The organism is Janthinobacterium sp. Ant5-2-1 (assembly GCF_001445815.1).
GTDB classification, from domain to species: Bacteria; Pseudomonadota; Gammaproteobacteria; order Burkholderiales; family Burkholderiaceae_D; genus Janthinobacterium; species Janthinobacterium lividum_E.
The window spans coordinates 1-25,279 of sequence record NZ_LNCE01000062.1 but is presented as its reverse complement, the minus strand read 5'-3'; the positions used below and the strand labels follow the sequence as shown (position 1 = coordinate 25,279).

Sequence of the window (25,279 nt, the reverse complement as noted above, 5' to 3'; positions counted from 1 at the left end):
CCCGCCACTTGTTCCACAGTGGCGGGGCGCAGCACGGCCAGGGCCTTGCCCGTAAACCGGTCGCGCCAGTCGGTGAGGAAGGGTGCCGTGTCGGCGTCGCTGGTGAGTACATAAGTGTCGCCCAGCAGGTCGCGGCAGGCGGCGAGGAAATCGGTTTGATCAGTCATTTCTTGATGCTCACTTTATTCACTTTTTCCAGCAGTTCCCGGGCCATGCGCTTGGCCGCCTTTTTATACGGGCGCAGATACAGCACGGCGCAGACAAAATAGATGCAGACGATGACCGCTTCGCCCCAGGCCATCAGGGCCGAGGTGGCGTTCGTGTCGCTGTAGCCGCGCACGATGCCTTCCGTGAAATACAGCAGGATGACCATCGACGACCATTGCAGGGTGTAGACGTCGCGCTTGATGACGCCGTACAGGGGAATGAGCAGGGGCGCGGCCTTCAGGACGACCCAGGAGCCGCCCGGCTGCAGCGGCGCGATCACGGTTTCCCACAGCACGCACCAGACGATCAGGGTGACGAGGCTGGCGATGGCGCCCCAGTGAAAATACTTGTGCAGTACGCCGTGCATCATGCGCCTGCCAGTTTCGCGGCGTTTTCCGCCAGACGCCGGCCCAGGGCGATGGCCAATCGCTTTTCATCGTCGCTCAGGGCCTTGTCGCCGTCGATGCCGGACCAGTGCGTGGCGCCATACGGCGAGCCTCCCGTGGACGTCGTCATCAGTTCGGGATGCGTGTAGGGCAGGCCCATGACCAGCATGCCGTGGTGGAAGAGGGGAATCATCATCGACAGCAGGGTCGATTCCTGGCCGCCGTGCAGGCTGCCCGTGGACGTAAACACGCAGGCGGGCTTGCCGGCCAGGCTGCCGGCCAGCCAGTCGCTGGCCGTACCATCCCAGAAGTACTTCATGGCGGCGGCCATGTTGCCGAAGCGCGTGGGCGACCCTAGGGCCAGGCCCGCGCACTCCTGCAGATCGTCCAGTTCCACATAAGGAGCGCCGTCAAGCGGCACCTCGGGCGCCGTTGCTTCGGCCACCGTCGAGACGGCGGGCACGGTGCGCAGGCGCGCATCGCAGCCAGGCACGCTTTCCACTCCCTGGGCTATCAGCTCGGCCAACTGGCGCGTGGCGCCATGGCGTGAATAAAACAATACGAGAATAATCAGATTGGTTGGCTTCATCATTGGTATTATAGGGCGCTTTACAGCCTGATACGACTGCTGTCATGGCGCCGTTCTGATTTTGCACATGTTTTCAAAATATATAATCCCGTTCTTCCAATACCTGTGGCGCACCCTGCACGTCGGTGCCGACATCGTGCGTGGCCTGACGTGGTCCGAAACGCGCGACCTGCTGCAGTTCGCGCGCCGCCGCGTGCGCGAGGAAAGCCTGCCGCAAGTGGCGGGCAGCCTGACGTTCGCCACCGTGTTCGCGCTGGTGCCGCTGCTCACCCTGGCCCTGGCGATATTCACCACGTTCCCCCTGTTTAATACCTTCCGCCACGCGCTGGAAGATTATTTCGTGCAAAGCGTGATGCCCAAGGGGATATCGAACACCATCCTCGATTATCTGACCACGTTTGCATCGAAGGCCACGCGCCTGTCGGCCATCGGCGCGGGCGCCCTGATCGTCACGTCGGTGGGCATGATGGGCTTGATCGAGCGCGTCTTCAACCGCATCTGGCGCGTACGCCAGGAGCGCCGCTGGACCAAGCGTCTGCTGGTTTACTGGGCCATCGTCACCCTGGGACCGTTGCTGGTGGGCGTGTCGCTGACGGTGACGTCGCGCCTCTTCATGGCCACCAGCGGCGTGGTGGGCGCCGTGCCTTTCATCGGCGCCGTGTTTTATACGCTGGTGTCGATCGGCCTGACCATGCTGGCGTTTACCCTGCTCTACATCGCCGTGCCGAACCGCGACGTGGACTGGCGCGACGCGGCCTGGGGCGGCTTGCTGGCCGCGCTGGCGTTCGAGGTGGCCAAGCGCGGCTTCGGCGAATTCATCCAGGAATTCCCCACGTATTCGCGCATCTACGGCGCGCTGGCCGCCTTGCCGCTGTTCCTCGTGTGGATTTATCTGAGCTGGATGATCACCCTGGTGGGCGCCTTGCTGGTGGCCGCCTTGCCCGTCGTGAAATATGAACGCTGGTGGTACGAAGCGGCGCCGGGCAGCGAATTCGTCGACGCCGTCGCCATCCTGAAAGTGCTGCACCAGGCTTGCCACTGCGCCGATTCGGCCCTGGTGGGCGCGGCCGAGATCCGCCGCAGCACCCGTCTGGGCTTCGAAGAGATGGAAACCCTGCTCGACAAGATGGTGCAGCAGGGCTGGGTGGGACGAGTCAACGTGGATGGCGCCGTGCGCGTGCAATGGGGCAAGCGCGTGGCCGACAGTTCCGACCACTGGGTCTTGCTGGGCAACGTCAACCGCATCAGCCTGGCCGACGTCTACCGTTTATTCGTCTTCGGCGGCATGCGCGTGAACTCCGGTTACCCGGCCGGTTCCACGAATGAACGCGACATCAAGGCGGCCGAGGAAGCGGCCGCGCTGGCGGCGCAGGTGGAAAACGCCGTGGAGCAGGGACTGGGCTTGAGTCTGGCGCAGCATTTTGGGGTAGTGCGCTGCGCGTGACGGGCCCCGGCCGCGCGCTTCCTTGCCGGCCTATGCCCCGCACGATAAGGCGAGCATGTCATAAACTGGTCACCGAAGGCCGGTAAGCTTTCCTCTTCATTCATCTTGTTGAGGAAGCAAATATGCGTTGTCATTTGAGCGGTTTGAATGTGTGCCGCGGCCTGGCCATCGTGGTGGTCAGCGGCGTGCTCGCTGCCTGCGGCGGCAGTTCCTCTGCCGCTCCTGAGGCTGCGCCCAAGGACGGGGAAGGCTTGCCGCACCAGCTTGCCGGATGGGCAGCGTTGCCTGACACGGCGCGCTGGCCAGGGCCGGTTACGGGACAGTTCACAGCCGCAGTGCTGGGCGTCACCCCGCCGTTTGCCAGTGGCGTGCCGATTCCCGGCTTTTCCGCGCTGCTCAGGAATGACGACGGCAGCTGGACTGCCATGGCCGACAATGGCTATGGCGCCAAGGGCAATTCGGCCGATTTCTTGCTCGGCCTGTATAACGCCAGCATCAACTTCCGCACGGCCGCTGACGCCAGCAAGACGCCTGGCAGCATCAAGCTCAACAGCTTCCTGGCCTTCAACGACGCCAAGGGTTTCTTAAACGATGGCAAGGGCGTTGACCTGAAAATCACGGCCGACTACGTCAACTACCCCAGCAACACCACCGGCGGCCTGGTCTTTGCCGACAGCGGTATCGCCGTGGATGCGCGCATTCGCGCTGGCCGCTTGCTGACCGGTTTTGATTTCGACATCGAGTCGCTCGCGCGCGCTGCCGACGGTACTTACTTCGTGGGCGAGGAATTCGGCCCCTATATCCTGCACTTCGACAAAAACGGCACGCTGATGGGCGACCCGGTTCCCCATCCTTTCCTGCGTAGCCCGGCCAATCCGGAAGTGCTGGGCAAGGGCGCCAGCATCACCTTGTCAGGCAGCCGCGGCTTCGAAAGCCTGGCCTACAACGCCGACCGAAGCCTGCTCTACGCGGTGCCGGAAGCGGCGCCAAGCGACCCGTCGCTGCGGCCCGCCGCAGCCGATGAGCGCTACCTGAACATTTTTGAGTTCGACCCCGGCGCCATGCGCTACACGGGCAAGAACCTCGTGTACCGCAAGGATGGCGCGGCCAAGGACAATGGCGTCGTGATCGGCGACATGACCAATGTCGGCGGCAGCAAGTTCGTGCTGATCGAACGCGATGGCTTCTGGGGCGCCAAGGCCGTGATCAAGCGCCTGTACCTGGTCGACTTGAAAGAAAAAGACGCTGACGGTGCGCTCAAGAAAACGCTGTTGGTGGACTTGCTGAACATCTCCGACCCCAACGGCATAGGCGGGCAGGCGAGCAATATGCCCGTGGGTAAGTTCAGCATGCCTTTCGACTCGGTGGAGAGCGTTGAAGTACTCGATGCCCAGACGCTTGTCGTGGCAATCGACACGAACTACCCGGGTGAAGACGGCCGCAAGCCGGGCAAGCCGGACGACACCGAAGTCATTACCCTGCGTTTTGACAAGGCGATGTTTGATCGTTCCGCCAAATAAAGACGACGTGCCGGCAACCCGCTCATAGCAGGACCGGCCGCAAGGCCGCCTGCAGCGCCACTACCTTGAACGCTTCCGCATCCTGCGCCCGCACCACGCCCAGATAATACGTATCCTCGCCGTCCTGCATGTTCACGAGGCGCAGCTGGTGCGGCGCCAGGTGCGCGGCGATGGCGGCCAGGCCTTCGGCCATGGCGTCGCCGTCTTGCTGGTCGGCCCAGCGGAAGTCCTGCAGCGCGGGCAGGTCGATGTGCTGAGCTATGCGCGGCACTTCATCGACGGCTTTCCAGTCCAGGGTGGTGCCGTGGCCCAGCACATCGGTGGCCGTGGACCAGAGCAGGAAAAAGCACGCCGCTTCAGGCGTCTCGCCTTCGTATTCTTCTTCCGGGTCGTCCTCTTCCAGTTCTTCCAGCGTGATGTCCACGCAGCGCGCGGCCAGGTCCGCATCGCCCAGCAAGAGCAGGGCGGCCATGCTGCGCAATTGCTCGCGGTCGGCCTTTGCCAGGATTTGCGCCGGCGTGAAGCTGCGGCGTCTGGCGGGTTTCTTTTTGCCCAGTCCCATGGCCTCGCTCAGTTGCGCCGTGATGGCCGCCTTGAAGTTTTCCACGGTGTCGAACTGCTCCAGCAGCTGGCCCGTGAAATCCATGCTCCAGGCCATGCCATCTTTCACCACATATAAAAAATCGCTTTGCACGGCCACGCCGCGCAGATGGTGGGCCGGTGGGTACAGCGGCGTGAAAGCCTGTTTTCCATCGAGGGTCAGCATGCAGGCGAGGCCTTGCGCATCGATGGCGAAGATCAGGTTCTTGCGCAATTTGGGCGGCGACGAGGTGGTGGCGCAATCGATGGCTTCGTACTGGCACGGCGCCAGCAGCTCGCCCTGGCTATTGACCAGGCCAAACAGGAAGCGCCCGGCGATGCGCTGGCTGACGATGGCGATTTTTTTCTTCGTGCCGAAATCCTGCACGGAGCTGTAGGCGGGCGGCACCACGACCTTGCCCGTCTTGTCGACCACGCCGTTCACATTGCGCTTGTCGTCATCGTCAATCTGGTCCGTCTGGCGCTCGATGTCGATCGAGCCATCTTCGCGCTGGCACATGTTATACACCCTGTCGATGAGCAGCGCGCCATCGGGCAGATGCAGCAGGCGGCTGGCGCCGTCCGGATCGATTCTCTGCACCAGATGGGGGCTGATCACGTACAGGGCGCCGGGGGCGGGCGGCAGCACCATCGTGCCGTTCAAGTCCATGACGCCGTGCGCATCGGGCGCGTCCGCCGTGGCAAAGGTGATCCAGCCATCGTCCGCATAATAAACGCCCAGGTCCACATAGCGCTGCGACAGCGGCACGATCCAGCGGCCATACGGCGTGACCAGGCCGGTGACGTCCGGTTCGCCGGCGGCGCTCACTTCATAGCACAGCGCGTCTTCTTCCCAGCCCACCACTTCCAGGCCTTGCAGGAAAGGCAGTTCGTCCGTGCCGAGTTCCTCGACATTGGCCAGCTGCGCGCTGGCCGTGGCCGACCAGTAGCCGGTGGCAGGCGACGCGGCGCCGATGGCCAGCAACGGCGCCAGCGCTTCCCGGTCGCCGCGCAGCAGGGCAGAGTGCAAGGCTTGCGCCTCGGCGCGCAGCGCGTCGAGCCCGGCCGCGTAGTCGGGCGTGCCGATATCGTGCGGGATCAGCTGCACGCAATCGAGGATCAGCCATGGCTGGCCGCCCGCCAGCAAGGCGCTGATGGCGCCGCGCGCGACGATGGCGGCCGCGTCGCGCGGCTTGTCCATCAGCGCGGACAAGGCTTGCCAGCTGGCCTGCGCCTGCGCCATCGGCGCGGCCAGCACGCAGGGGCAGTCCTCGCCATCGCCGTAGATGGGCCAGGCGGTGGTCTGCGTGCCGGCGCCGATGAGCAGCTTGAACAGCATCGGCGTGTCCAGCCGCCACTCGGCCAAGCCGGTGATCGCGTCGGTGTCGAAGCCGGCTTGGCCGGGCAGAAAGGCGGTGCTGAACAGGGCTGCGGTATTGATCATTGATATTTGACTGAAAGTGAACGGGGGATTCAGGGCGATGGCGGCATGACCCAGTGGGCCAGCGCGCTGCGTTCCAGGCCCAGGTGTTTGGCCACGGCGGCCGCCTCGAAGGCCCACAGGCCGTAGTAGCCGCCCAAGCCTTGCGCGCGCAAATGACCGTTGAACCAGTCTTCGCGCACCAGGGCCGTGTGCCAGCTGGCCAGGTACTGCCGCAGGTGTTCCAGCTGCTGCGCGCGATCGTCCGCATCCAGGCATTCGAACAGGGCCGAGTAGGGTTCGGCGAAATACCATTCGTCGACGGCGGGACGCTGCGGATCGATGGTCGACAGCAGCGCCTCGTACACCCCATCTTCGCCATCGAAGGCCGTCTGCAGGGCGGCCAGGCGGGCAGTCAGGTCGTGGCGGCCGAACAGCAGGGTCGCGCCCAGCAGCTGCAGGGTGCGCGCGTAATCCGTCAATTGTTCGAAATCAAAGGCAGGCAAGGCGTCGTCATCGTAGGCTGCGGCCAGGGCCGCGCGCGCCGTTTCGCAGGCGGCGACGGCCGTTTCCAGTGCCGGTTCCACGTCAGGCAAGGGCAAACCTGCCGTGTAGCGCAGCGAGAAGACCTGGTAAGCCGTGCTGGCGGCGGCGCACGCCCAGTAGGCGTCATCGCCGCCATCGATTTCCGCCTGCGCCTGCGCGCGCCCGTAGGCGGCCAGCAGGGCGTCGAGGTAAGCGAGGTTGCGGCTAAAATCGAACGGTGCGGGCGGTGCTTGGCGCGGCGTGCAGGGCCAAGGCGAGGACGATGGCGTGCAGGTGGCGGCGCAGTCGCGCTGGATCGCCCAGTCGGCGAACACTTGCTGCAGATACTGCGCCGTCTCGTCGTCGTGCGCGATGGCGCCGGCGCCCACCAGGGTCGTGCCCAGCAAGGTGTAGCCGGGAAAGCGGCTGCTTTCGTAGGCGATGGTGGTCACGCTCTGGATGGCCTTGCCGTCACTGAGGTCGCGCACGCGGAAGTACACGTCGTCCCAGCCGGCCAGCGGTGGAGCCGGTTGGCCTGCCGGCAGGGTGGTCCAGCTGCCGTCGGCCTGTTCTTCATAGGCGTCGAGCAATTCATCGAGGCCACCGGGGCGGTCGATGCGGTTGTTGGCGTCGTATTGCAGGCCCAGTTCGGCAGCGAAGGCTGCCGCGTGGCGGCCTGGGAAGACCAGATATTGCGCATTCATTGTGCCGACCAGCAGGTCTGTCTGCTGGCCCGCCACGACCAGCGCCTGCGGCAGCCGGTACCAGTGGTGGCCGGGGATGCCCGCCATGGGGCCGCCTTCGTCCGCCTGCGGGTTGGCGCAGCGCAGCTGTTCCAGCCAGTTGTAGCGCTCGTGCCGCGCCGCTTCCGTGCCGCTGCCGCGGCCAGTCAATTCATCGAACAGGGTATTCAACAACATGTGCATCTATCCTAAAAAAGCGTTCATGCCGCTGCCGTTTGCGCAAACGCAAACAGCGCGTCGAGCACGGCGTCCGGCTGCTCGGCCATCAGTTCGTGTCCGCTGTCGACCTGCACCACCGTGCCATGCGCGATGGCAGACGTGAGCAAACGGGTCGACTTGGGCGGCGTCATCATGTCGCGCGCGCCGAAAATGAACAAAGTGGGGCAGTGTACCGAAGCGGCGGCGATTTCGCCGTTCGCATAGGCATTGCAGGCGAAAAAATCCGTATGAAACACGTGATCGGGGTTGAGGGTGGCGATGCGCTGCTTCAAGCGCCGCGCGCCGCCCATGGCATAAAAGCCGGGGCCGGGGAACGACGGCTTTTGCGCGATCGACGAGTGCGACCAGATATTGACCATGTCGATGGCCGCCTGTTCATCATTCAATGACGTTTCCAGCAGCGCCGGCGAGACTTTCATCGGGTAGGTGGAGCCCAGCATGGCCAGGTGACTGACCCGTTCCGGCGCCAGGTGCGCCGCTTCCAGTGCGATCAGTGAGCCCATGCTGTGGCCGATCAGCATGGCCTTGGCCGCGCCGGCAGCGTCCAGCACGGCCAGTATCCAGCGCGCCAGCTCTTCCACCGTGGTTTTCGCCGCGCCCAGGCTGCGCCCGTGGCCGGGCAAGTCGACGGCCAGCACGTTCCAGCCGTGGTGGGCAAAATAACGCGTTTGCAGGGCCCACACGGAGTGGTCGTTTTGCGCGCCGTGGATGAGGACGGCCGTGGGCTGATCCGGGTTGAACGGTTTGCCGCCCGTGTAGCAGTAGGCGACGGTATTGTCGATGGTGAACAGCATGTCAAGCGCCTTTCTGCGACAGTTTCAGGCCACGGGCCAGGTCTTCGATTAAATCGTCCGCATCTTCCAGACCGACGGACAAGCGCATGGTGCCTTGCGTGATGCCCGCCTGCGCCAGCTGGTCGTCGGGCACGCGGAAATGCGTGGTGGAGGCGGGGTGGATGACGAGCGACTTGGCGTCACCCACGTTGGCCAGGTGCGAGAAAATCTTGAGGCTGTCGACAAAGCGCTGGCCCGCCGCACGGTCGCCCCGCAGGCGGAAGGTAAACACGCCGCCCGCGCCTTTCGGCAGCAGGGTCTTGGCCAGCTCGTAATCGGGGTGCGACGGCAGTTCCGGGTAGGACACGGATTCCACGGCCGGATTGGCCAGCAGGAAATCGATCACCTTGCGCGTATTGGCCACGTGGCGGTCCATGCGCAGGCCCAGGGTTTCTATGCCCTGTAGCACGGCGAAGGCATTGTGCGGGCTCATGACGGCGCCGAAATCGCGCAAGCCTTCGCGCCGCGCGCGCAGGGCGAATGGCGCCACGGTCGATTCCTCGGCGAAGACCATGCCATGGAAGCCGTCGTACGGCTCGCACAGTTCGGCGAAACGGCCCGTCTTGTCGTACGCGGCTTGCCAATCAAAAGTGCCGCCATCGACGAGCAAGCCGCCGATGGCCGTGCCATGGCCGCACAAAAACTTGGTGGCTGAGTGGAATACCAGGTCTGCGCCATGCTCGAAAGGGCGCAGCAGATACGGCGTGGTAAACGTCGAATCGAGCATCAGCGGCAAGTGGTGCTCGTGCGCGAGGGCGGCAATCCGTGGGATGTCCAGCACGTCGAGACCCGGATTGCCCAGGGTTTCGGCAAACAGCACTTTTGTATTTGGGCGGATGGCGGCGCGCCAAGAGTCCACGTCGCGCGGGTCGACAAAGGTGGTCTCGATGCCGAAGCGTTTCAAGGTGTAGGCCAGCAGGTTGTGCGAGCCGCCGTACAGGGCGCGCGAGGCAACGATGTGCGAACCGGCGCCCGCGATGGTGGACAGGCCCAGGTGCATGGCGGCCTGGCCGCTGGCCGTGGCGATGCCGGCCACGCCGCCTTCGAGCGCGGCGATGCGCTCTTCCAGCACGGCGTTGGTGGGATTCGAGATGCGCGAATACACGTGGCCGGCCCGCTCCATATTGAACAGCGAAGCCGCATGTTCCGAACTCTTGAAGGCAAACGAGGACGTGAAGTGGATGGGCGTGGCGCGTGCGCCCGTGGCCGGATCGGGCGCGGCGCCCGCATGCAGGGATAAAGTATCGAAACCGGGGTATTTCGGGCCGCTCATGGTGTCTCCGCCAAGTTTTATAGTGGCAAGATCGTAACCTGATTTACCGCTGAGCAAAAGGGCTCCTGTGCAGGGCGCATGGCGCCGTGGCCTCAAGCAGGGCGTGTAACCAGCAGTGTAAAAAAAGTGACCGGCGCGGTGCGGCGGTGGTAGGATACCGGATCAGCGATATTCGGGCTGTTTTACCTGTGCGCGTGCGCCGCGCCGCAGGGAGGGCTGCTACGTACCAGCGAAATCCTGGGCTTCAGGCGAACTCTCATCGCAAGTCCACCAGGAAAGATTTTATGCCCGCAATATCGTTCGACGGCTCCCTTGCCGTTCCCGGACCCTCTATCGTCGACGGCCTGTGCCAGGCAGGCTGGCTCATGCAAGAGCATTTCATCTCCCCTGAACTGAGCCGCCAGCTGGCCGCCGAATGCGTGCAATCCATGCTCAGCGGCAAGATGAAGGGCGCCGGCGTGGGCAGCGGCCATGCGCCGCTGCTGCAGCCGGACATCCGCGGCGACCATATCGAATGGCTGGAAACGGGCCGTTCAGAGGCGTGCGACCGCTACCTGGAACACATGGAAACGCTGCGCTGCCTGCTCAACCGCGAACTGTTCCTGGGCCTGGAAGAATACGAAAGCCATTTCGCCCTGTACGCGCCGGGCGCCTTTTACCGGGCCCATCTGGACCGTTTTCGCGACGACGACAAGCGCACAGTGTCCGTCGTGCTGTACCTGAACGACGACTGGCTGCCCGAGCACGGCGGCGCGCTGCGTCTGCATCCGCAAGGCGCGCCCGTGGTGGACGTTTTGCCGCAAGCGGGCCGCATGGCCATGTTCATGTCGGGCGAGATGCTGCACGAAGTGCTGCCGACGGCGCGCCAGCGCTTGTCGATAGCAGGTTGGTTCCGCCGCAGGGCGTGATTGAAGGTGGCGCGCAATCCCACTCGATTTGATTGCGCGCAAGGCTGGATTTTTCCGCAGGCATAGGCTACAGTCGCAGTAAGGGCTAGAATAACTAAAATACCAATCACGCGGACAGGACGGCCAATATGAAAGTATCTGAAATTCTCCAAGTCAAGGGCAATATTCTCTACACGGTCACGCCTGACCAGCCCCTGCTTGACGCGGCCAATACCATGGCTGAAAAAGACATCGGTTCGCTGGTGGTCATGGAATTTGGCGACCTGGTCGGCATGCTGACCTTCCGCGAAGTGCTGAACGCGCTGCATGAAAACGCGGGCCAGATCGGCGGCGGCACCGTGCGCAAGCACATGGATGACCACCCGATCACCGTCACCCCGGATACGGAAGTGAACGAAGTGCGCCGCATCATGCTGGAAAAACATGCGCGCTACCTGCCCGTCATGAATGCCAAGACCTTGCTGGGCGTCATTTCCTTCTACGACGTGGCGCGCGCCGTGCTCGAAGCGCAAAGCTTTGAAAACCAGATGCTCAAAGCGTACATCCGCGACTGGCCGGCTGAAACCACCGATTAAGCGATCACTATGCAGTAAAAACAACGCCGGCAGATGCCGGCGTTTTGCATGGTCGATTCAAAGTGATGCCTAGGCAGCGCCCTGCAGCGCCTCGTTGTTCAGCCAGGTACCCAGCGCCGTCGCCGTCATGGGGCGGGCGAACAGAAAGCCTTGCGCCATCGGGCAGCCCAGCGCCTGCAAAATCTGCGCTTGCCGTTCGTCTTCCACGCCTTCCGCAATGACGGCCAGGCCCAGGTTGCGGCCCAGCTGGATGACCATTTCGGCGATGCTGCTGCCGCGCGCGGAACCCGTGATTTCCGTCACAAACGCGCGGTCGATTTTCAGGCGGTCCACTTGCAGGCGCTGCAAATAGGATAGCGAGGAAAACCCCGTGCCGAAGTCGTCGATGGCGATGCTGACGCCCGTCTGCTTGATCTGCCACAGCATCTTGATCAGCAGATCCGGCTCTTCCATGGCCATCGATTCCGTGATTTCCAGTTCAATGAACTCGGGCGGCGCCTGCGTTTCTTCCAGTGCCGCGCGCAGCATTTCCAGGAACAGCGGATGGCGGAACTGCACTTGCGACACGTTGACGGACATGACGAAGTTGCGGTGGCCCTGTTCGCGCAGCAGCACCAGCTCGCGGCAAGCCGTGCGCAGCACCCATTCACCGAGGTCGATGATGATGCCCGAGTATTCGGCGATCGGGATGAAACGGTCGGGCGAGATGAATTTACCGTCCGGTGTTTGCCAGCGCAGCAGCGCTTCCGCGCCCACGGGGCGGCGTGTCGTCAGGTCGATCTGCGGTTGATACACGACAAACAGCTGGTCCTGGCTGAAAGCCGTGCGCAGTGCGTGCATCATGCGCACCCGTTCGCGGATTTCGATGCCCATGCTGCGCGAGAAATAGAAGTGGCCGGCGCGCTGCTGGCTTTTTGCCCGCTTCAGGGCGATATCCGCATCCTTCAGCGCATCGGCACCCGTGCCCGCATGTTCACCGAGCCGCACGAGGCCCAGGGTGGCGGACAGCTGTACGTCCTGGCCATCGATGCAGAACGGCGGCTGGAACAGGGCCAGGATCTTGTTCGGGTTGACTTGCGAGGAATCGCCGAGCACGCAAAAGATGTCGCCGCCCAGGCGCGCCACCGTCAGCTGGGGCCCCAGCTGGGTTTGCAAGCGGCCCGCCACGGCGATCAGCAGGGTGTCGCCGAACTGGTGCCCCAGCGCGTCGTTGGTCTCGGCAAAGTGGTCGAGGTCGACCAGCGACAAGGTGGCGTCGTCGCGCGCGGGGCCGGACAAGGTGGCGTCGAGGATTTCCACCAGGCGCGTGCGGTTGGGCAGCTTCGACAACTGGTCGTAGAAGGCGGCATTGTGCAGGTGCGACACCAGCTCGACGTTGTCCAGGCCCACGGCGACGTTGCTGCAGAAGACTTCCAGCAGGCTTTCATCGATGGCGGAAAGGGGACGCGGCAGCACCAGGTAGGCGGCCGCGTCGCGGCTGGCCTTGCCCGCGAAGTACAGGGTGGCGTAGTCGTGCGCGTACACATTGCGCCGCTGCGCCAGGGTGTGCTCGATGGCGGCCATTACGCGGGGGTTTTGCAGGCCGCACAGGGCGCTGTGCGGCAAGCTGGAAAAGCTGCCCGTGCAGGCCGAGACGAGCAGCTCCTTGCTGCCGTTGTCCTGCAAGTCCTGCACGCACAGCACGCCGTCGGCGCGGATGCCCAGCAGGTCGGCGATCTGCGCCAGCACGCCGGCCGAGAAATTCTGCACGCCGTGCAGCGCCATCAGCTGCGTGCTGGCGTGGACGATACGGTCCAGGCCGCGCCGGCTGCTGTTGATCGAACGGATCTGCTCGTACGAGCGGATGGCCGCCGTCACCGTCGTAAACAGCTTGATGCGCGTCAGTTCGGACTTGGTCTTGTAATCGTTGATGTCGAAATCGCGGATGGCGTCGATTTCCGGCGCATAGCCGGGCTGGCCCGTGCGCAGGATGATGCGCACGTCCGTCATTTTCAGGGTTTCGCGGATGTAGCGCACCAGGTGCAGGCCCGCGTCATCCTGTTCCATCACCACATCGAGCAGGATGACGGCGATGTCGTCTTCATGCTTGAGCAGTTCGCGCGCCTGGCCGGCCGAATACGCATGCACGAATTCCAGCGGGCGGTGCTGCATTTCCAGGTTGCCGAGGGCGAAAGTGGTGGTGGAGTGGACGTCTTCATCGTCGTCGATGATCATCACCCGCCAGACGCTGCGCGGTGCGGCCGTCAGCGGCGCAGCCGGTTGCTCATCGAGGAATACCAGGTCGTCGTGATCGTCCTTGTTGGCGTCAAGGGGGATGATCGGTGCGGGCATGTATAGCTTCTCCAGGATGACTCGATGTTTATACGAGCGCGTCGCAAAAGCCCATGGCGTTGTTGCGTTGCCTCGCCGTACTTGCGTACTGTCTTCGGCAACGCGCCTAGCCCTGGGCATTTGTGACGTGCTCTCGGCGCAGTCCAAATCGGTTTGATAGCCAGTATTGTGTGGCGCGCTTTGATCCAAGTATATAGCTATTTAATAAGCAAAATGTTTTTTTAAATCTATTCTGTGGAGCAATATTTCTTGATTTGCATGATTGCAACTCATATCTGGTGTTTTTTGCATGAAAAAATACACGGGATTAAAAAATGGCGATTTGGGTGGGGCAATATCGGGCTTGGTCGTGGCATTAGCGGCATGGCATGCCCCGCAGGCTGGTAGAATTGAGTTTTCCAGTCCTCACACTTCCTACTATGTCCGGCAATTCTTTTGGCAAGCTGTTTACTGTTACCACTTTCGGCGAATCGCATGGTCCGGCCATCGGCTGCGTGATCGATGGCTGTCCTCCAGGATTGATCCTGTCGGAAGCCGATATCCAGCCCGAGCTGGACCGCCGCAAGCCGGGCACGTCGCGCCACGTGACGCAGCGCCAGGAATCCGATACGGTCGAGATTCTCTCCGGCGTATACCAGGGCGTGACGACGGGTACGCCCATCGCGCTGCTGATCCGCAATGAAGACCAGCGCAGCAAGGATTACGGCAATATCGCGGAAAGCTTCCGCCCCGGCCACGCCGACTACACCTACTGGCATAAATACGGCGTGCGCGACCCGCGCGGCGGCGGGCGCTCGTCGGCGCGACTGACGGCGCCCGTGGTGGGCGCGGCGGCGATTGCCAAGAAATGGCTGCTGCAGCAATACGGCACCACCTTCAAGGGGTGCATGAGCCAGCTGGGCGACATCCCCGTGCCATTCCAGTCGTGGGAACACGTGCATGCGAATCCGTTCTTTGCCGCCAGCGGCGACGCGGACCTGATCGCGCGCATGGAAGATGCCATGGACCAGTTGCGCCGCGATGGCGATTCCATCGGCGCGCGCATCGACGTGATCGCGCAAAACGTGCCCGTCGGCCTTGGCCAGCCCATCTACGACAAACTTGACGCCGACATCGCCTACGCCATGATGGGTATCAATGCCGTCAAGGGTGTGGAAATCGGCGCTGGTTTCGATTCGGTGGCGCAAAAGGGTTCCGAGCACGGCGACGAACTGACGCCTGAAGGCTTTATCGGCAATAACGCCGGCGGCGTACTGGGCGGCATCTCGACGGGGCAGGATATCAGTGTCTCGATCGCCATCAAGCCGACCTCGTCGATCCGCACGCCGCGCCGCTCGATCGATAAAGAAGGCAACCCCGTGATGGTGGAAACGTTCGGCCGCCACGACCCGTGCGTGGGCATCCGCGCCACGCCGATCGCCGAAGCCATGCTGGCGCTGGTGCTGATCGACCACGCCCTGATGCACCGCGCGCAATGCGGCGATGTGTCGGTTTCGACGCCGAAGTTGAAGTAAATTGAAATGTTGTCGGATGACGGGCCTGCGTTGCGGTGATGTCGGATTACGCCATTCTGGCTAACCCGACCTACGGCCCACGGCATGCGTGCATGTAGGTCGGATTAGCGGGGCATCGCCCCGCGTAATCCGACAACATCGTTGGCGCTTCCTGTCACGCCACTTTATTTGCCACCAGCTCCAGCTGGTGCCGCATCTCCACCGACTGCACCAGCAAAGCCCGGATATCGTTGATCAGGTTGAATTCCGTCTGGTTCAATTGGATCGGCGGGAAGCTGTCGTCCCAGTCGCCATATAAAAATCCCGTGGGGTGGCCGTTGGCCGACAGGGGCAGCACGACGAAGCTGCGCGCTTCGGACAACGTCGCTTTCCACCATTGTGGCAGCTTGGCGGCAAATTTCGGGTCGCGCGCATTGTCGATGAAGATCACGCGGTCGCTATTGAGGGCCGCGTGGAAGACATTCGGCTCATACGCATCGCCAAACACCATCAAATCCTGCAAGTCGGCCATGCCTTCGCCCATGCTGATGCGCGCCGAATACAGATGATCCCTGTGGTTGCGCACGAATGCCACCGAGCGCGAAAAATCGAAGCCCTGGTGCAGCGTTTCGAGCGCCATCGAGACCATCTGTCCCGGGCTGGCGCTGCCGATGGCGCCGCGCAGGTCGGCCAGGCCGCCGATCAATACGCGGTTGCCTTCGGCGCGCATGCGCGTCGACGCCAACTGGCGCGCGCGCCGTTCGGCCGGTTTCGACAGGGGGGCGATCGACAGGTCGGCCGCCGCCATCGCCTTGGCCTTGTCCACCGCCACCACCAGGTCCATCGCAGCGATGCCCAGGGTGCCCGCATAATCGTCGATCAGCGCGTGGACCTGCGCCGCGCCGGCCGCATCGTCGTGCCACAGCGAGTCGGCGCAGCGCGCCGCCATCGTCGACAGGCCCGCCATCCAGTCGGCGCCGCTGACGGGAGCGTTGTCGGGCGACGGGTCCATCGGACGCATGCCGTTGATCAGGTGCTGCGGCAAGCCCCAGTGGGCAGCCGTGGCATAGCCCACTTCCGGCAGCGACAGGCCGAGGATTTCGCGCGCGGCGGCAGCCTCGTTGCCGGGACCCGCATGCGCCTGCATGCGCGCCCAGAAGTCCGTCATGTAGAACGTCACCATCATGCGGCCCAGGGTGTGCAGCATTGAGCAGACGACTGCCTGCTCCGCCTGCAGGCTGCCGGCGCTGGTGGCCACCTGCTGCGCCACCATCCCGGCCAGCACGGCCTTTTCCATTTCCACGTGGGCGCTGACGGAATCGGGCGACGCCTGCGACAATTCCTCGATCAGCTTCAGGCCCAGCGCCAGGTGGCCGATGGCGTCGATGCCCAGCACCAGCACGGCCTTCGAGACCGTGTTGACCCGCTGGCCAAACGCCGAATACATGCCGCTGTTGGCCAGTCTGAGCACCTTGTGTGTGAGGACAGGGTCGGACAACACCGTTTGCGTGATGTCGAATTCGTGGTCATCCTCGCCGCGCATGGCACCGAGGATGGCGCTGATGGCTTTCGCGAAGCCGGGCATGTCGCCCTGCTGGCGCGTGCGCGCCCACAGCAGGTCCAGTGTGTTTTTGCCGAGCTGTGTCGGTACCGTGAAATGACCTGGATTCATTGCACCCCTCCGCGCGGTTCATTGGCAGACGGCACAGGCACCAGCGCCGCATAGGTTTTCACGCTCAGGGCCGCTAGCGCGGCATGGGCCGGCATCGGTTTACCCGTCAGGTAGCCTTGCACGTACTGGCAGCCGCGCGATTCGATGAAGTGCATCTGCTCTTCGGTCTCCACGCCTTCGGCCACCACGGACAGGTTCAAATGCTTGGCCAGATCGAGAATGGTGTTGCAGATGGCAGCATCCTTGCTCGATGCGGGCAAGTCCTTGATGAAGGTGCGGTCGATCTTCAGCACGGAAATGGGGAAGCGCTTCAGGTACGCGAGCGAAGAATAACCGGTGCCGAAATCGTCGATGGCGATGCGCGCGCGGCGCTCCGTCATCTTGACGAGGATGGTTTCCGCATGCACGGGGTCGATCATCAAGGTGCCTTCCGTAATTTCCAGCACCAGGTGTTCGCCGGAGAGTCCGGAAAACGCGATGGCGTCATCGAGCACGTCGAGGAATTTGTCGTTGCGGAACTGGCGCGGGCTGATGTTGACGGAGATGTACAACGGCCGCTTGGCCACTTCCTGAAACTGCTTGAGCTGCACGCAGGCCGCCTTCAGCGCCCAGGCGCCCAGCAGGTTGATCAGGCCATTGGCTTCGGCAATCGGGATGAAGCGCACGGGCGGCACCAGGCCCAGGGTCGGGTGCTTCCAGCGCATCAGGGTTTCGAAGCCCTGGATTTGCCGCGTGTGCGCATCGACGATGGGCTGGTAAAAGAGCAGGAATTCGCCTTCGCGCACGGCCTGGAACATGGCCGCTTCCAGCGAAATATCGTGTTCCGACGGGCCATTCAGGCGCGGGCTATAGACCAGGCAGCGGGCCTTGCCCGTTTCCTTGGCGCGCGACATGGCCGCATCGGCCAGCGCCACCAGGCGCACTTCATCTTCCGCGTGCAGGGGATAGATCGAGACGCCGACTGACGCCCCCACGTAAATCGTGTGGCCGTCCACTTCGAACGGCGCCTGCAGGGTCGCCAGCAGGCGGCCCGTCACCAGCTTGATCTGCGCGTCCGTGGCGCTGCCCGGCAGCACGGCGACGAATTCATCGCCGCCCACGCGTGCCAGGGTGTCGCTGTCGCGCAGGGTCTTGCGCAGGCGCGCGGCGGCCAGGCGCAGCACGGCGTCGCCGACGGGGTGGCCCAGGCCATCGTTGACCTTTTTAAAGCCATCGAGGCCGATGGTGGCGACGGAAAAGCCCTGGCCCGAACGGGCGGCCTGGGCGATCACCATACGGATGCGGTCCGACAGCAGCAAGCGGTTCGGCAAGCCCGTGAGCGCATCGTGCGTGGCCATGTGGCGCAGCCGTTCTTCCGTATTGTGCTGGGCCGACGTGTCGCGCCCGACCACCAGCAGTTCGGCCACGCCGGCCGCGTTCATATAAGAAGACAGGCGCAGCTCGAACCAGATTTCCTGGTCCGGCGTTTGCAGGCGCACTTCCAGGCGGCCCGGCTCGGCCAGGGCGTCTTCCAGCGCCGCCTGCAGCGCCGCGCGCGACGCTTCCGTGGCCAGCGGCAGCAGCAAGTGGCCGGTCAGGCCCGATGGTGCGCCGAACAGGGTGGCCGCGCGCTTGCTGGCGAACAGGATCAGGCCGTCCATATCGAGCCGGAACACGACGTCGCCTGCCTCTTCCATGAGGTTGTCCAACTCGTGGCGAGCCTCGCGGTGGGCGGCGGATGGGGTACTGGAAAACATCGTGCTGGCTTTTACCTTTTTATTATCAGTGCCGGCGCTCGCTGCAGGGCAGGGCGCCAACGGAAAGAGTGCGTCGTGCATGACGCGCGCCATAGGGGCCGAAGGGCGGCTATCGGAACGCGATCCACACGAAATGTATCATTGAAAAGCACCCGATTACATGAAATAGAGCAACATTGCTTCAGGTTTTGCAAATATTCCTGCCTTCCATGAAAAAAATCATGCCGCGCGACGCACGCAGGCATTTCATTCCGCATGGAAACATTTATCTGCGCTCGCTTCCACTGGCGCGCTTGCCCCGTCATGCGCTTTACGCTAGTCTGGCTGGCAGACGGTGTTGACGGTGCGTCCACGGCAGGCAAGGGCGCCATGATAACAAATCGCGGGGGACCCCCATGAATGCTTTTGATACGCATGAAGTTTTCAACCAGGCCACGCCGTTTGAAAACGTCAATCTGTTCGCCTGCGATCCGGCGCTGATCGAAGCGCTGCTGCGCGAGGGCGGCGGGGCGGCGCTCCAGGAACTCGACGCGCTGGGCGAAAGGCTGGGCCGCGCCGAGACCTATGCGCTGGCGCGCCAGGCCAATATCCACACGCCCGAGCTGCAGCAGTTCGACCGGGTCGGCCGCCGCATCGACGAAGTGCTGTTCCATCCGGCCTGGCATGAACTGATGACCATCCTCGTGGGCGCCGGCACGCATGCTTCGCCCTGGGCTTCGCCCGGTCCTGGCGCCCAGGTGGCGCGCGCGGCCGCCTATCTATTAGTGGGGCAGGTGGAAAACGGCACGCAATGTCCCGTGACGATGACGTATGCCTCGGTGCCGGCCTTGCGCCAGGCGCTGGATCTGCCGCAGATCGCGCAGCGCTGGCTGCCGAAAATCCTCTCGCGCCAATACGATCCACGCTCCCTGCCCGTCGAGCAGAAGCGGGGCGCCCTGGTCGGCATGGGCATGACGGAAAAGCAGGGCGGCTCGGACGTGCGCAGCAATACCACGCGCGCCGTGCCCGTGCCGCCGGACGAAGCGCAAGCCCTGTTCGGCGGCGAGGCCGGCGGCGCCTGGCGCATCGTCGGCCACAAATGGTTTTTCTCGGCGCCCCAGTGCGACGCCCATCTGATCCTGGCCCAGGCGGAAGAGGGGGGATTGTCGTGTTTCTTTTTGCCCCGCTACCTGCCCGACGGCAGCCGCAACGCCATTCGCGTGCAGCGCCTGAAGGATAAATTGGGCAACCGCTCGAATGCCTCGTCGGAAGTGGAATTCACGAATGCCTACGGCTGGCTCGTGGGGCAGCCGGGGCGGGGCATACCCACGATTCTGGAAATGGCCAGCCATACGCGCCTCGATTGCGTGCTGGGCAGCACCGGCATCATGCGCGCCGCCTTGACGCAGGCGCTGCACCATGCGCGCCAGCGGGCCGTGTTCGGCAAGCCGTTGGCCGAGCAGCCGCTGATGCAAAACGTGCTGGCCGACCTGGCGCTCGAATCGGAAGCGGCCACGGCCTTTGCGCTGCGCCTGGCCCGCTGCTTCGATGAAAAGGCCGATCCACAGCAAGCGATGCTGGCGCGCGTGCTGACGCCGGCCGGCAAGTACTGGATCTGCAAGCGCGGTCCCGGCTTCGGCTTTGAGGCCATGGAGGTGCTGGGAGGCACCGGTTATGTGGAAGACGCGCCGCTGGCGCGCCTGTACCGCGAACTGCCTGTCAATTCGATCTGGGAAGGTTCAGGCAACGTCATGTGCCTCGACGTCTTGCGCGCCTTCGGCAAGTCGCCGGCCGCGCGCGACGCCCTGGCGGCCGAGCTGTCGCTGGCCGGCGATGGCGATGCCATCTTTGCTGGCTATCGCGCGCGTCTGCTGGCTGACCTGGACGGACCGCAGGCGGATGAATTTGGCGCCCGGCAATTGTCCGAACGCATCGTGCTGGCCGTGCAAGCGGCCTTGCTGTTGCGCCATGCGCCGCCCTTCATCGCGCAAGCATTCCTGCAGTCGCGCCTGGTGCAGGCCCCGGGCGGGGCGTATGGCCGCTTGCCGGCCGGCACCGATTGCGCGGCCATCCTGGCGCGCGCGTTACGCGAGTATTGATTTCAATAAATCCGATTATTTCGAAAATTCCGGCCACAGGCGGGCTGCGGGCTGGGATAATGCTGCAATCCATCATTTTATCGATACACAGCGCGCTTGCGGCCCAGGCTTGCCGCCGCGCCAGACAGTAGAGAAAGAAAAACAATATGAAACAAGACCCACGCTTCCCGAATTTGTTCATTACCGATCACCCATTGATCCAGCACAAGCTGAGCCACATGCGCGAGCACGATACGTCGACGCGCACCTTCCGCGAATTGCTCAAGGAAATCACCCTGCTGATGGGCTATGAAATCACGCGCGACCTGCCGCTGACCACGCGCGAAATCAAGACGCCACTCGTCACCATCGACGCGCCTGTTATCGCCGGCAAGAAACTGGCCATCGTGCCCATCCTGCGCGCCGGCATCGGCATGAGCGATGGCTTGCTGAATCTGGTGCCATCGGCCCGCGTGGGCCACATCGGCGTGTACCGCGACCCGGCCACCCACATGCCCGTGGAATACCTGGTGCGCCTGCCGGACCTGAACGAGCGTACCTTTATCCTGTGCGATCCGATGGTGGCGACCGGCAATTCAGCCGTGTACGCCGTCGACGTGCTGAAAAAGCGCGGCGTGACGGACGAGCAGATCATCTTCCTGGCCCTGGTTGCCGCTCCGGAAGGCGTGACCGTGTTCCAGAACGCGCACCCGAACGTCAAGATGTTCTGCGCCGCGCTCGATTCGCACCTGGATGACCACGCCTACATCGTGCCAGGCCTGGGCGACGCCGGCGACCGCATCTTCGGCACCAAGTAAGCCGCATCAAGCGAGTATTGCTATGGCAACCTTGATCGATCCGGATTTTCGCGCGCGTTTGCGTGCTCTAAATGAAAAATATGCGGCTGGCGTGCCGGCCCTGTTGCAGGCGATCGCGCAGGCAAGCAGCCGCTGCGACAGCGAAGGCCCCCGTCTGGAACCGTTGACGGAGCTGCACCGCGCGCTGCACGCGGTGGCCGGCTCGGCTGCCACCTTCGGCTTCGCCGCGCTGGGCCAGGAATGCCGGCGCATCGAACAGCTGGTGCGCGCCATGCTCAATGCCCCGGAGCAAGCGGTGGCGGAATGGCCCGCCGTGCGGGCGCAGGTGGCGGCGCTGCTGGACTGGGTGGGACGCGATGCGGCCGCCACCCATTTCACCGCGTGAGCGACAGTACTATAGAGATGTGGTTGCAATGATTCATTTGATACAACGCAAAGCACCCGCGTCGCAGATTAGGATATAGTGTCTCCATGCCGCTGCTACAGGGCGCCGCAAGACGGGGATTTGGCTATTAAAGTAGTGTTCGTAAGTTTATTTTGCGAAAGAATGGTTTTTCTCAGTTTTGTTGGTATAATTGGGCATCGTTGGATTCGAGGTAGTAGTGCAGTTTGTCTGTCATTTCTTTCTTGCTTCAAACGATATAACGGGCGCAAGCCCAACTTAACTGAAATAGGAAATTGTAATGGCAACTGGCATCGTAAAATGGTTCAATGATTCGAAGGGTTTCGGCTTTATTACCCCTGACGAAGGCGGCGAAGATCTGTTCGCTCACTTCTCGGCTATCCAGTCGAACGGCTTCAAGTCCCTGCAAGAGAACCAACGCGTTTCTTTTGAAGTGACCGCTGGCCCTAAAGGCAAGCAAGCTTCGAACATTCAGCCAATCTAATACGCTGGATCAAACGAAATAAAGAAATCCTCGGTCTCCGAGGATTTTTTTTCGCCTGAATTTCCGTGAAGCATGGGTTTTTCGAGTGTTTTATGGGCTAAGCGGCTCTTTTTGGCATGCTTTGCATCATCAGGTAGGTCGGCTTAACGCTTGCGCGTAAGCCGACAAGAGTGGCGTTGGCAAGATGTGTGAGCTGGTGTCGGCTTACGCTGCGCTAAGCCGACCTACGCCGACCTACACCACTCTGCGTCAAACGACGCTCTACCAGTCCGGCCGGCAGTAGCTAGATTGCTCGTTCACGCCAGTAGTCGGGTTGCGAATAACTGTGCCTTAAAAAATCCACGAACGCCCGTATGCGCAGCGGCAAGTGGCGGCGCTGGGCGAACACGGCATAAATATCATTGCCCGGGGCGGCGAACTGGTCCAGCACCGTCACCAGTTGGCCCGAGGCGATCTCGGCGCCCACTTCCCACATCGAGCGCCATGCCAGGCCCTTGCCGGCCAGCGCCCAGTCGTGCAGCACTTCGCCATCGTTGCAAACCATATTGCCGGCCACCTTTAAAATTACATTCTTGCCGTTTTCGCGGAAAGTCCAACCCCGCTGGCTGCCTTCGCTGCTGATCGCCAGGCAATTGTGCTTGGCCAGGTCGGCCGGGATGCGGGGCGTGCCCTCCCGTTTCAGGTAGGCGGGCGAACCGACGAGCACGCGCTGGTTGTCGGCCAGCTTGGTGCTCACGAGCGAGGAATCGGACAGGCTGGCGATGCGGATGGCCACGTCGATGCCTTCGCCGATCAGGTCGACGAGGCGGTCGTTCAGGTTCAGCGACACCGTCACGTCGCGGTGCTCGGCGACAAAAGAGGGAATTAAAGGTGCCACGTGCTGCCGCCCGAAGCCGGCTGGCGCGGAAATGAGCAAATGGCCGCTGGCTTTCACGCTGCGTACTGCCACGGCCGCTTCCGCTTCCTCCAGTTCGCCCAGGATGCGCTGGCAATCTTCCAGGAAGGCGGCGCCTTCATTCGTCAACGCCAGCTTGCGCGTCGTACGCTGCAGCAATTTGACGCCCAGGCGCTGCTCCAGCGCATCGAGGCGCCGGCCTATCATGGCCGGTGCGATCCCTTCCGCGCGCGCGGCGGCCGACAGGCTGCCCTTGGCGACCACTTCCACGAACGTCGATATTTGTCTGAACTGGCCCATTACGGCTCCTGCTATGTCTTCACTTGTGATAAAAACGCATAGATGAAGTGATTTTTAATCTCGTTTCCATGCCTTATAGTGCAATACTATAGAACAAACGCGCCGCCTTGCAGAGTGTTTTTGCGCCTCTGTCCAGCTTGTCCGCGCAGTCGTTCAGCTTATACTTGGATCACCAGATTACCTTTGCTTATATTTATTAAAAACCGGAGAACTTCATGACGCAGAACACGATCGCACTTCCAGAAGGCATGCAAATCACGGGTGACATCCAGCCCGGCTATGAACAGATCTTGACGCCGGCCGCGCTGGCGCTGGTGGCCAAGCTGACGCGTGCTTTCGAGCCGCGCCGCCAGGAATTGCTGGCCGTGCGTGTCGAGCGGGCCAAGCGCCTCGATGCGGGCGAGCGTCCTGATTTCTTGCCAGAAACCGCGCACATCCGCGACGGCGACTGGAAGATCGCGCCGATTCCGAAGGCGCTGGAATGCCGCCGCGTGGAAATCACGGGTCCCGTCGAGCGCAAGATGGTCATCAACGCCTTTAATTCCGGCGCGGACAGCTATATGACGGACTTCGAGGATTCGAACACGCCGAACTGGGATAACCAGCTGACAGGCCAGATCAATATGTTCGACGCCGTGCGCAAGACGATTTCGCTGGAGCAAAATGGCAAGTCGTACAAGCTGAACGACAAAATCGCGACACTCGTCGTGCGTCCGCGCGGCTGGCACCTCGATGAAAAGCACGTGCTGGTCGATGGCAAGCGCATTTCCGGCGGCATTTTCGATTTCGCCCTGTTCATGTTCCATAATGCCAAGGAGCAATTGGCACGCGGCGCCGGCCCGTATTTCTATCTGCCGAAGATGGAATCGCACCTGGAAGCGCGCCTGTGGAACGATATCTTCGTCATGACGCAAAACGAATTGGGCTTGCCGCAAGGCACGATCAAGGCGACGGTGCTGATCGAAACCATTCTGGCGGCCTTCGAGATGGATGAAATCCTGTATGAACTGAAGGAGCACAGCTCGGGCCTGAACGCGGGCCGCTGGGATTACATCTTCTCGTGCATCAAGAAATTCAAGCTCGACAAGGATTTCTGCCTGGCCGACCGCGCGAAAGTGACCATGACGGCGCCATTCATGCGCGCCTATGCCTTGCTGTTGCTGAAAACCTGCCACAAACGAGGTGCGCCAGCCATCGGCGGCATGGCAGCCTTGATCCCGATCAAGAACGATCCGGAAAAGAACGACATCGCCATGGGTGGCGTGCGCAACGACAAGGCGCGTGACGCCACCGATGGCTATGACGGCGGCTGGGTGGCGCACCCGGGCCTGGTCGAACTGGCCATGGGTGAATTCACGAAAGTGCTGGGCGATAAACCGAACCAGATCGACAAGCAGCGTCCCGACATCGACGTGAAAGCGTCTGATCTGCTGAATTTCCAGCCGGAAGCGCCGATTACGGAAGCGGGCTTGCGCTACAACATCAACGTAGGCATCCATTACCTGGGCAGCTGGCTGGCCGGCAACGGTTGCGTGCCTATCCATAACCTGATGGAAGATGCGGCCACGGCCGAGATCAGCCGTTCGCAAGTGTGGCAGTGGATTCGTTCCAGCAAGGGCGTGCTGGAAGATGGCCGCAAGGTGACGGCCGAGATGGTGCGCGCCATGATTCCGGAAGAGCTGGTCAAGGTGCAGCGCGATGCGCCAGGCGGCAACGGCCCGACCTATGTACGCGCCGGCCAGATTTTCGAGGAAATGTCGACGTCGGAATCGTTCGCCGAATTTCTGACCTTGCCGCTGTACGAGGAAATCTGATCCTGATCAAATAGATCAATAAAAAATCCCGGCGGTGCCTGATGGCGCCGCCGGG

20 protein-coding genes and 1 pseudogene are annotated in these 25,279 nt (G+C 62.7%); 10 read left to right on the top strand and 11 right to left on the bottom strand.

Annotation, left to right across the window (positions count from 1 at the left end):
- The 3 genes and pseudogenes from ASN89_RS28760 to wrbA form a co-directional block, all read right to left on the bottom strand.
- Positions 1–167, bottom strand: a pseudogene (locus ASN89_RS28760) (hydroxyacid dehydrogenase); the annotation flags it as partial.
- Complete coding sequence (locus ASN89_RS20015) at positions 164–574, bottom strand: DUF2069 domain-containing protein (RefSeq protein ID WP_058050503.1); 411 nt, start codon at positions 572–574, stop codon at positions 164–166. The gene ASN89_RS20015 and the pseudogene ASN89_RS28760, both read right to left, overlap by 4 nt.
- Positions 574–1,182 (bottom strand): NAD(P)H:quinone oxidoreductase, encoded by a 609-nt coding sequence (gene wrbA / locus ASN89_RS20010; protein WP_046683121.1) that lies wholly within the window; start codon positions 1,180–1,182, stop codon positions 574–576. Before wrbA ends, ASN89_RS20015 begins: the two co-directional genes overlap by 1 nt.
- A gap of 67 nt (positions 1,183–1,249) precedes the next feature.
- Here wrbA and ASN89_RS20005 point away from each other — a divergent pair, with 67 nt between their 5' ends.
- Positions 1,250–2,626: a YihY family inner membrane protein gene (locus tag ASN89_RS20005; protein WP_046682940.1), complete on the top strand. Its 1,377-nt coding sequence runs from the start codon at positions 1,250–1,252 to the stop codon at positions 2,624–2,626.
- Between the two features lie 122 nt (positions 2,627–2,748).
- Entirely contained in the window at positions 2,749–4,146 is a 1,398-nt protein-coding gene (locus ASN89_RS20000) for an esterase-like activity of phytase family protein (protein WP_058050501.1), read from the top strand.
- A 22-nt stretch (positions 4,147–4,168) separates the two neighbouring features.
- Here ASN89_RS20000 and ASN89_RS19995 read toward each other — a convergent pair whose 3' ends face one another.
- From ASN89_RS19995 to ASN89_RS19980, 4 genes are read right to left on the bottom strand one after another with little or no spacing between them, the layout of a single operon-like run.
- Positions 4,169–6,169: a WG repeat-containing protein gene (locus ASN89_RS19995; protein ID WP_058050500.1), complete on the bottom strand. Its 2,001-nt coding sequence runs from the start codon at positions 6,167–6,169 to the stop codon at positions 4,169–4,171.
- Positions 6,170–6,198: 29 nt separating this feature from the next.
- The gene (locus tag ASN89_RS19990) at positions 6,199–7,590 is read right to left on the bottom strand and encodes a PoNe immunity protein domain-containing protein (protein ID WP_058050499.1); all 1,392 of its coding nucleotides are present in this window, start codon (positions 7,588–7,590) and stop codon (positions 6,199–6,201) included.
- A 23-nt stretch (positions 7,591–7,613) separates the two neighbouring features.
- Positions 7,614–8,426 (bottom strand): alpha/beta fold hydrolase, encoded by an 813-nt coding sequence (locus tag ASN89_RS19985; RefSeq protein ID WP_058050498.1) that lies wholly within the window; start codon positions 8,424–8,426, stop codon positions 7,614–7,616.
- 1 nt (position 8,427) lies between these two features.
- Complete coding sequence (locus tag ASN89_RS19980) at positions 8,428–9,738, bottom strand: O-acetylhomoserine aminocarboxypropyltransferase (RefSeq protein WP_058050497.1); 1,311 nt, start codon at positions 9,736–9,738, stop codon at positions 8,428–8,430.
- A 284-nt stretch (positions 9,739–10,022) separates the two neighbouring features.
- Between ASN89_RS19980 and ASN89_RS19975 the strand changes: the two genes are divergently transcribed.
- Together ASN89_RS19975 and ASN89_RS19970 are read left to right on the top strand one after the other, a co-directional pair.
- On the top strand, positions 10,023–10,646 hold the full coding sequence (locus ASN89_RS19975) for a 2OG-Fe(II) oxygenase (protein WP_058050496.1): 624 nt from the start codon (positions 10,023–10,025) through the stop codon (positions 10,644–10,646).
- A 128-nt stretch (positions 10,647–10,774) separates the two neighbouring features.
- Complete coding sequence (locus ASN89_RS19970; protein ID WP_010398828.1) at positions 10,775–11,221, top strand: CBS domain-containing protein; 447 nt, start codon at positions 10,775–10,777, stop codon at positions 11,219–11,221.
- A 69-nt stretch (positions 11,222–11,290) separates the two neighbouring features.
- On the opposite strand, the gene ASN89_RS19965 is transcribed toward ASN89_RS19970, so the two are convergent.
- Positions 11,291–13,552, bottom strand: a complete 2,262-nt coding sequence (locus ASN89_RS19965; protein WP_046682933.1) for a putative bifunctional diguanylate cyclase/phosphodiesterase — start codon at positions 13,550–13,552, stop codon at positions 11,291–11,293.
- 419 nt (positions 13,553–13,971) lie between these two features.
- On the opposite strand from ASN89_RS19965, the gene aroC reads away from it, so the two are divergent.
- A complete protein-coding gene (gene aroC / locus ASN89_RS19960) occupies positions 13,972–15,066 on the top strand; it encodes a chorismate synthase (protein ID WP_058050495.1) in 1,095 nt (364 codons plus the stop codon).
- Between the two features lie 154 nt (positions 15,067–15,220).
- Here the strand turns inward: aroC and ASN89_RS19955 are convergent, their stop codons facing one another.
- Both ASN89_RS19955 and ASN89_RS19950 read right to left on the bottom strand, forming a co-directional pair.
- Positions 15,221–16,717, bottom strand: a complete 1,497-nt coding sequence (locus ASN89_RS19955) for an HDOD domain-containing protein (RefSeq protein WP_058050494.1) — start codon at positions 16,715–16,717, stop codon at positions 15,221–15,223.
- Entirely contained in the window at positions 16,714–18,393 is a 1,680-nt protein-coding gene (locus ASN89_RS19950) for an EAL domain-containing protein (RefSeq protein WP_235502022.1), read from the bottom strand. The genes ASN89_RS19955 and ASN89_RS19950 overlap by 4 nt, the downstream gene beginning before the upstream one ends.
- A 455-nt stretch (positions 18,394–18,848) precedes the next feature.
- Between ASN89_RS19950 and ASN89_RS19945 the strand changes: the two genes are divergently transcribed.
- The 4 genes from ASN89_RS19945 (at position 18,849) to ASN89_RS19930 (ending at position 22,215) form a co-directional block, all read left to right on the top strand.
- Entirely contained in the window at positions 18,849–20,531 is a 1,683-nt protein-coding gene (locus tag ASN89_RS19945) for an isovaleryl-CoA dehydrogenase (RefSeq protein ID WP_058050493.1), read from the top strand.
- A 146-nt stretch (positions 20,532–20,677) separates the two neighbouring features.
- A complete protein-coding gene (gene upp, locus ASN89_RS19940) occupies positions 20,678–21,328 on the top strand; it encodes a uracil phosphoribosyltransferase (protein ID WP_046682928.1) in 651 nt (216 codons plus the stop codon).
- Positions 21,329–21,350: 22 nt separating this feature from the next.
- On the top strand, positions 21,351–21,713 hold the full coding sequence (locus ASN89_RS19935; protein WP_058050492.1) for an Hpt domain-containing protein: 363 nt from the start codon (positions 21,351–21,353) through the stop codon (positions 21,711–21,713).
- Between the two features lie 298 nt (positions 21,714–22,011).
- Positions 22,012–22,215, top strand: a complete 204-nt coding sequence (locus tag ASN89_RS19930) for a cold-shock protein (RefSeq protein ID WP_010398811.1) — start codon at positions 22,012–22,014, stop codon at positions 22,213–22,215.
- Between the two features lie 283 nt (positions 22,216–22,498).
- Here ASN89_RS19930 and ASN89_RS19925 read toward each other — a convergent pair whose 3' ends face one another.
- Positions 22,499–23,410: a LysR family transcriptional regulator gene (locus ASN89_RS19925; RefSeq protein WP_058050491.1), complete on the bottom strand. Its 912-nt coding sequence runs from the start codon at positions 23,408–23,410 to the stop codon at positions 22,499–22,501.
- A 215-nt stretch (positions 23,411–23,625) separates the two neighbouring features.
- Between ASN89_RS19925 and aceB the strand changes: the two genes are divergently transcribed.
- Positions 23,626–25,224: a malate synthase A gene (gene aceB, locus ASN89_RS19920; RefSeq protein ID WP_058050490.1), complete on the top strand. Its 1,599-nt coding sequence runs from the start codon at positions 23,626–23,628 to the stop codon at positions 25,222–25,224.
- Positions 25,225–25,279: the final 55 nt, after the last annotated feature.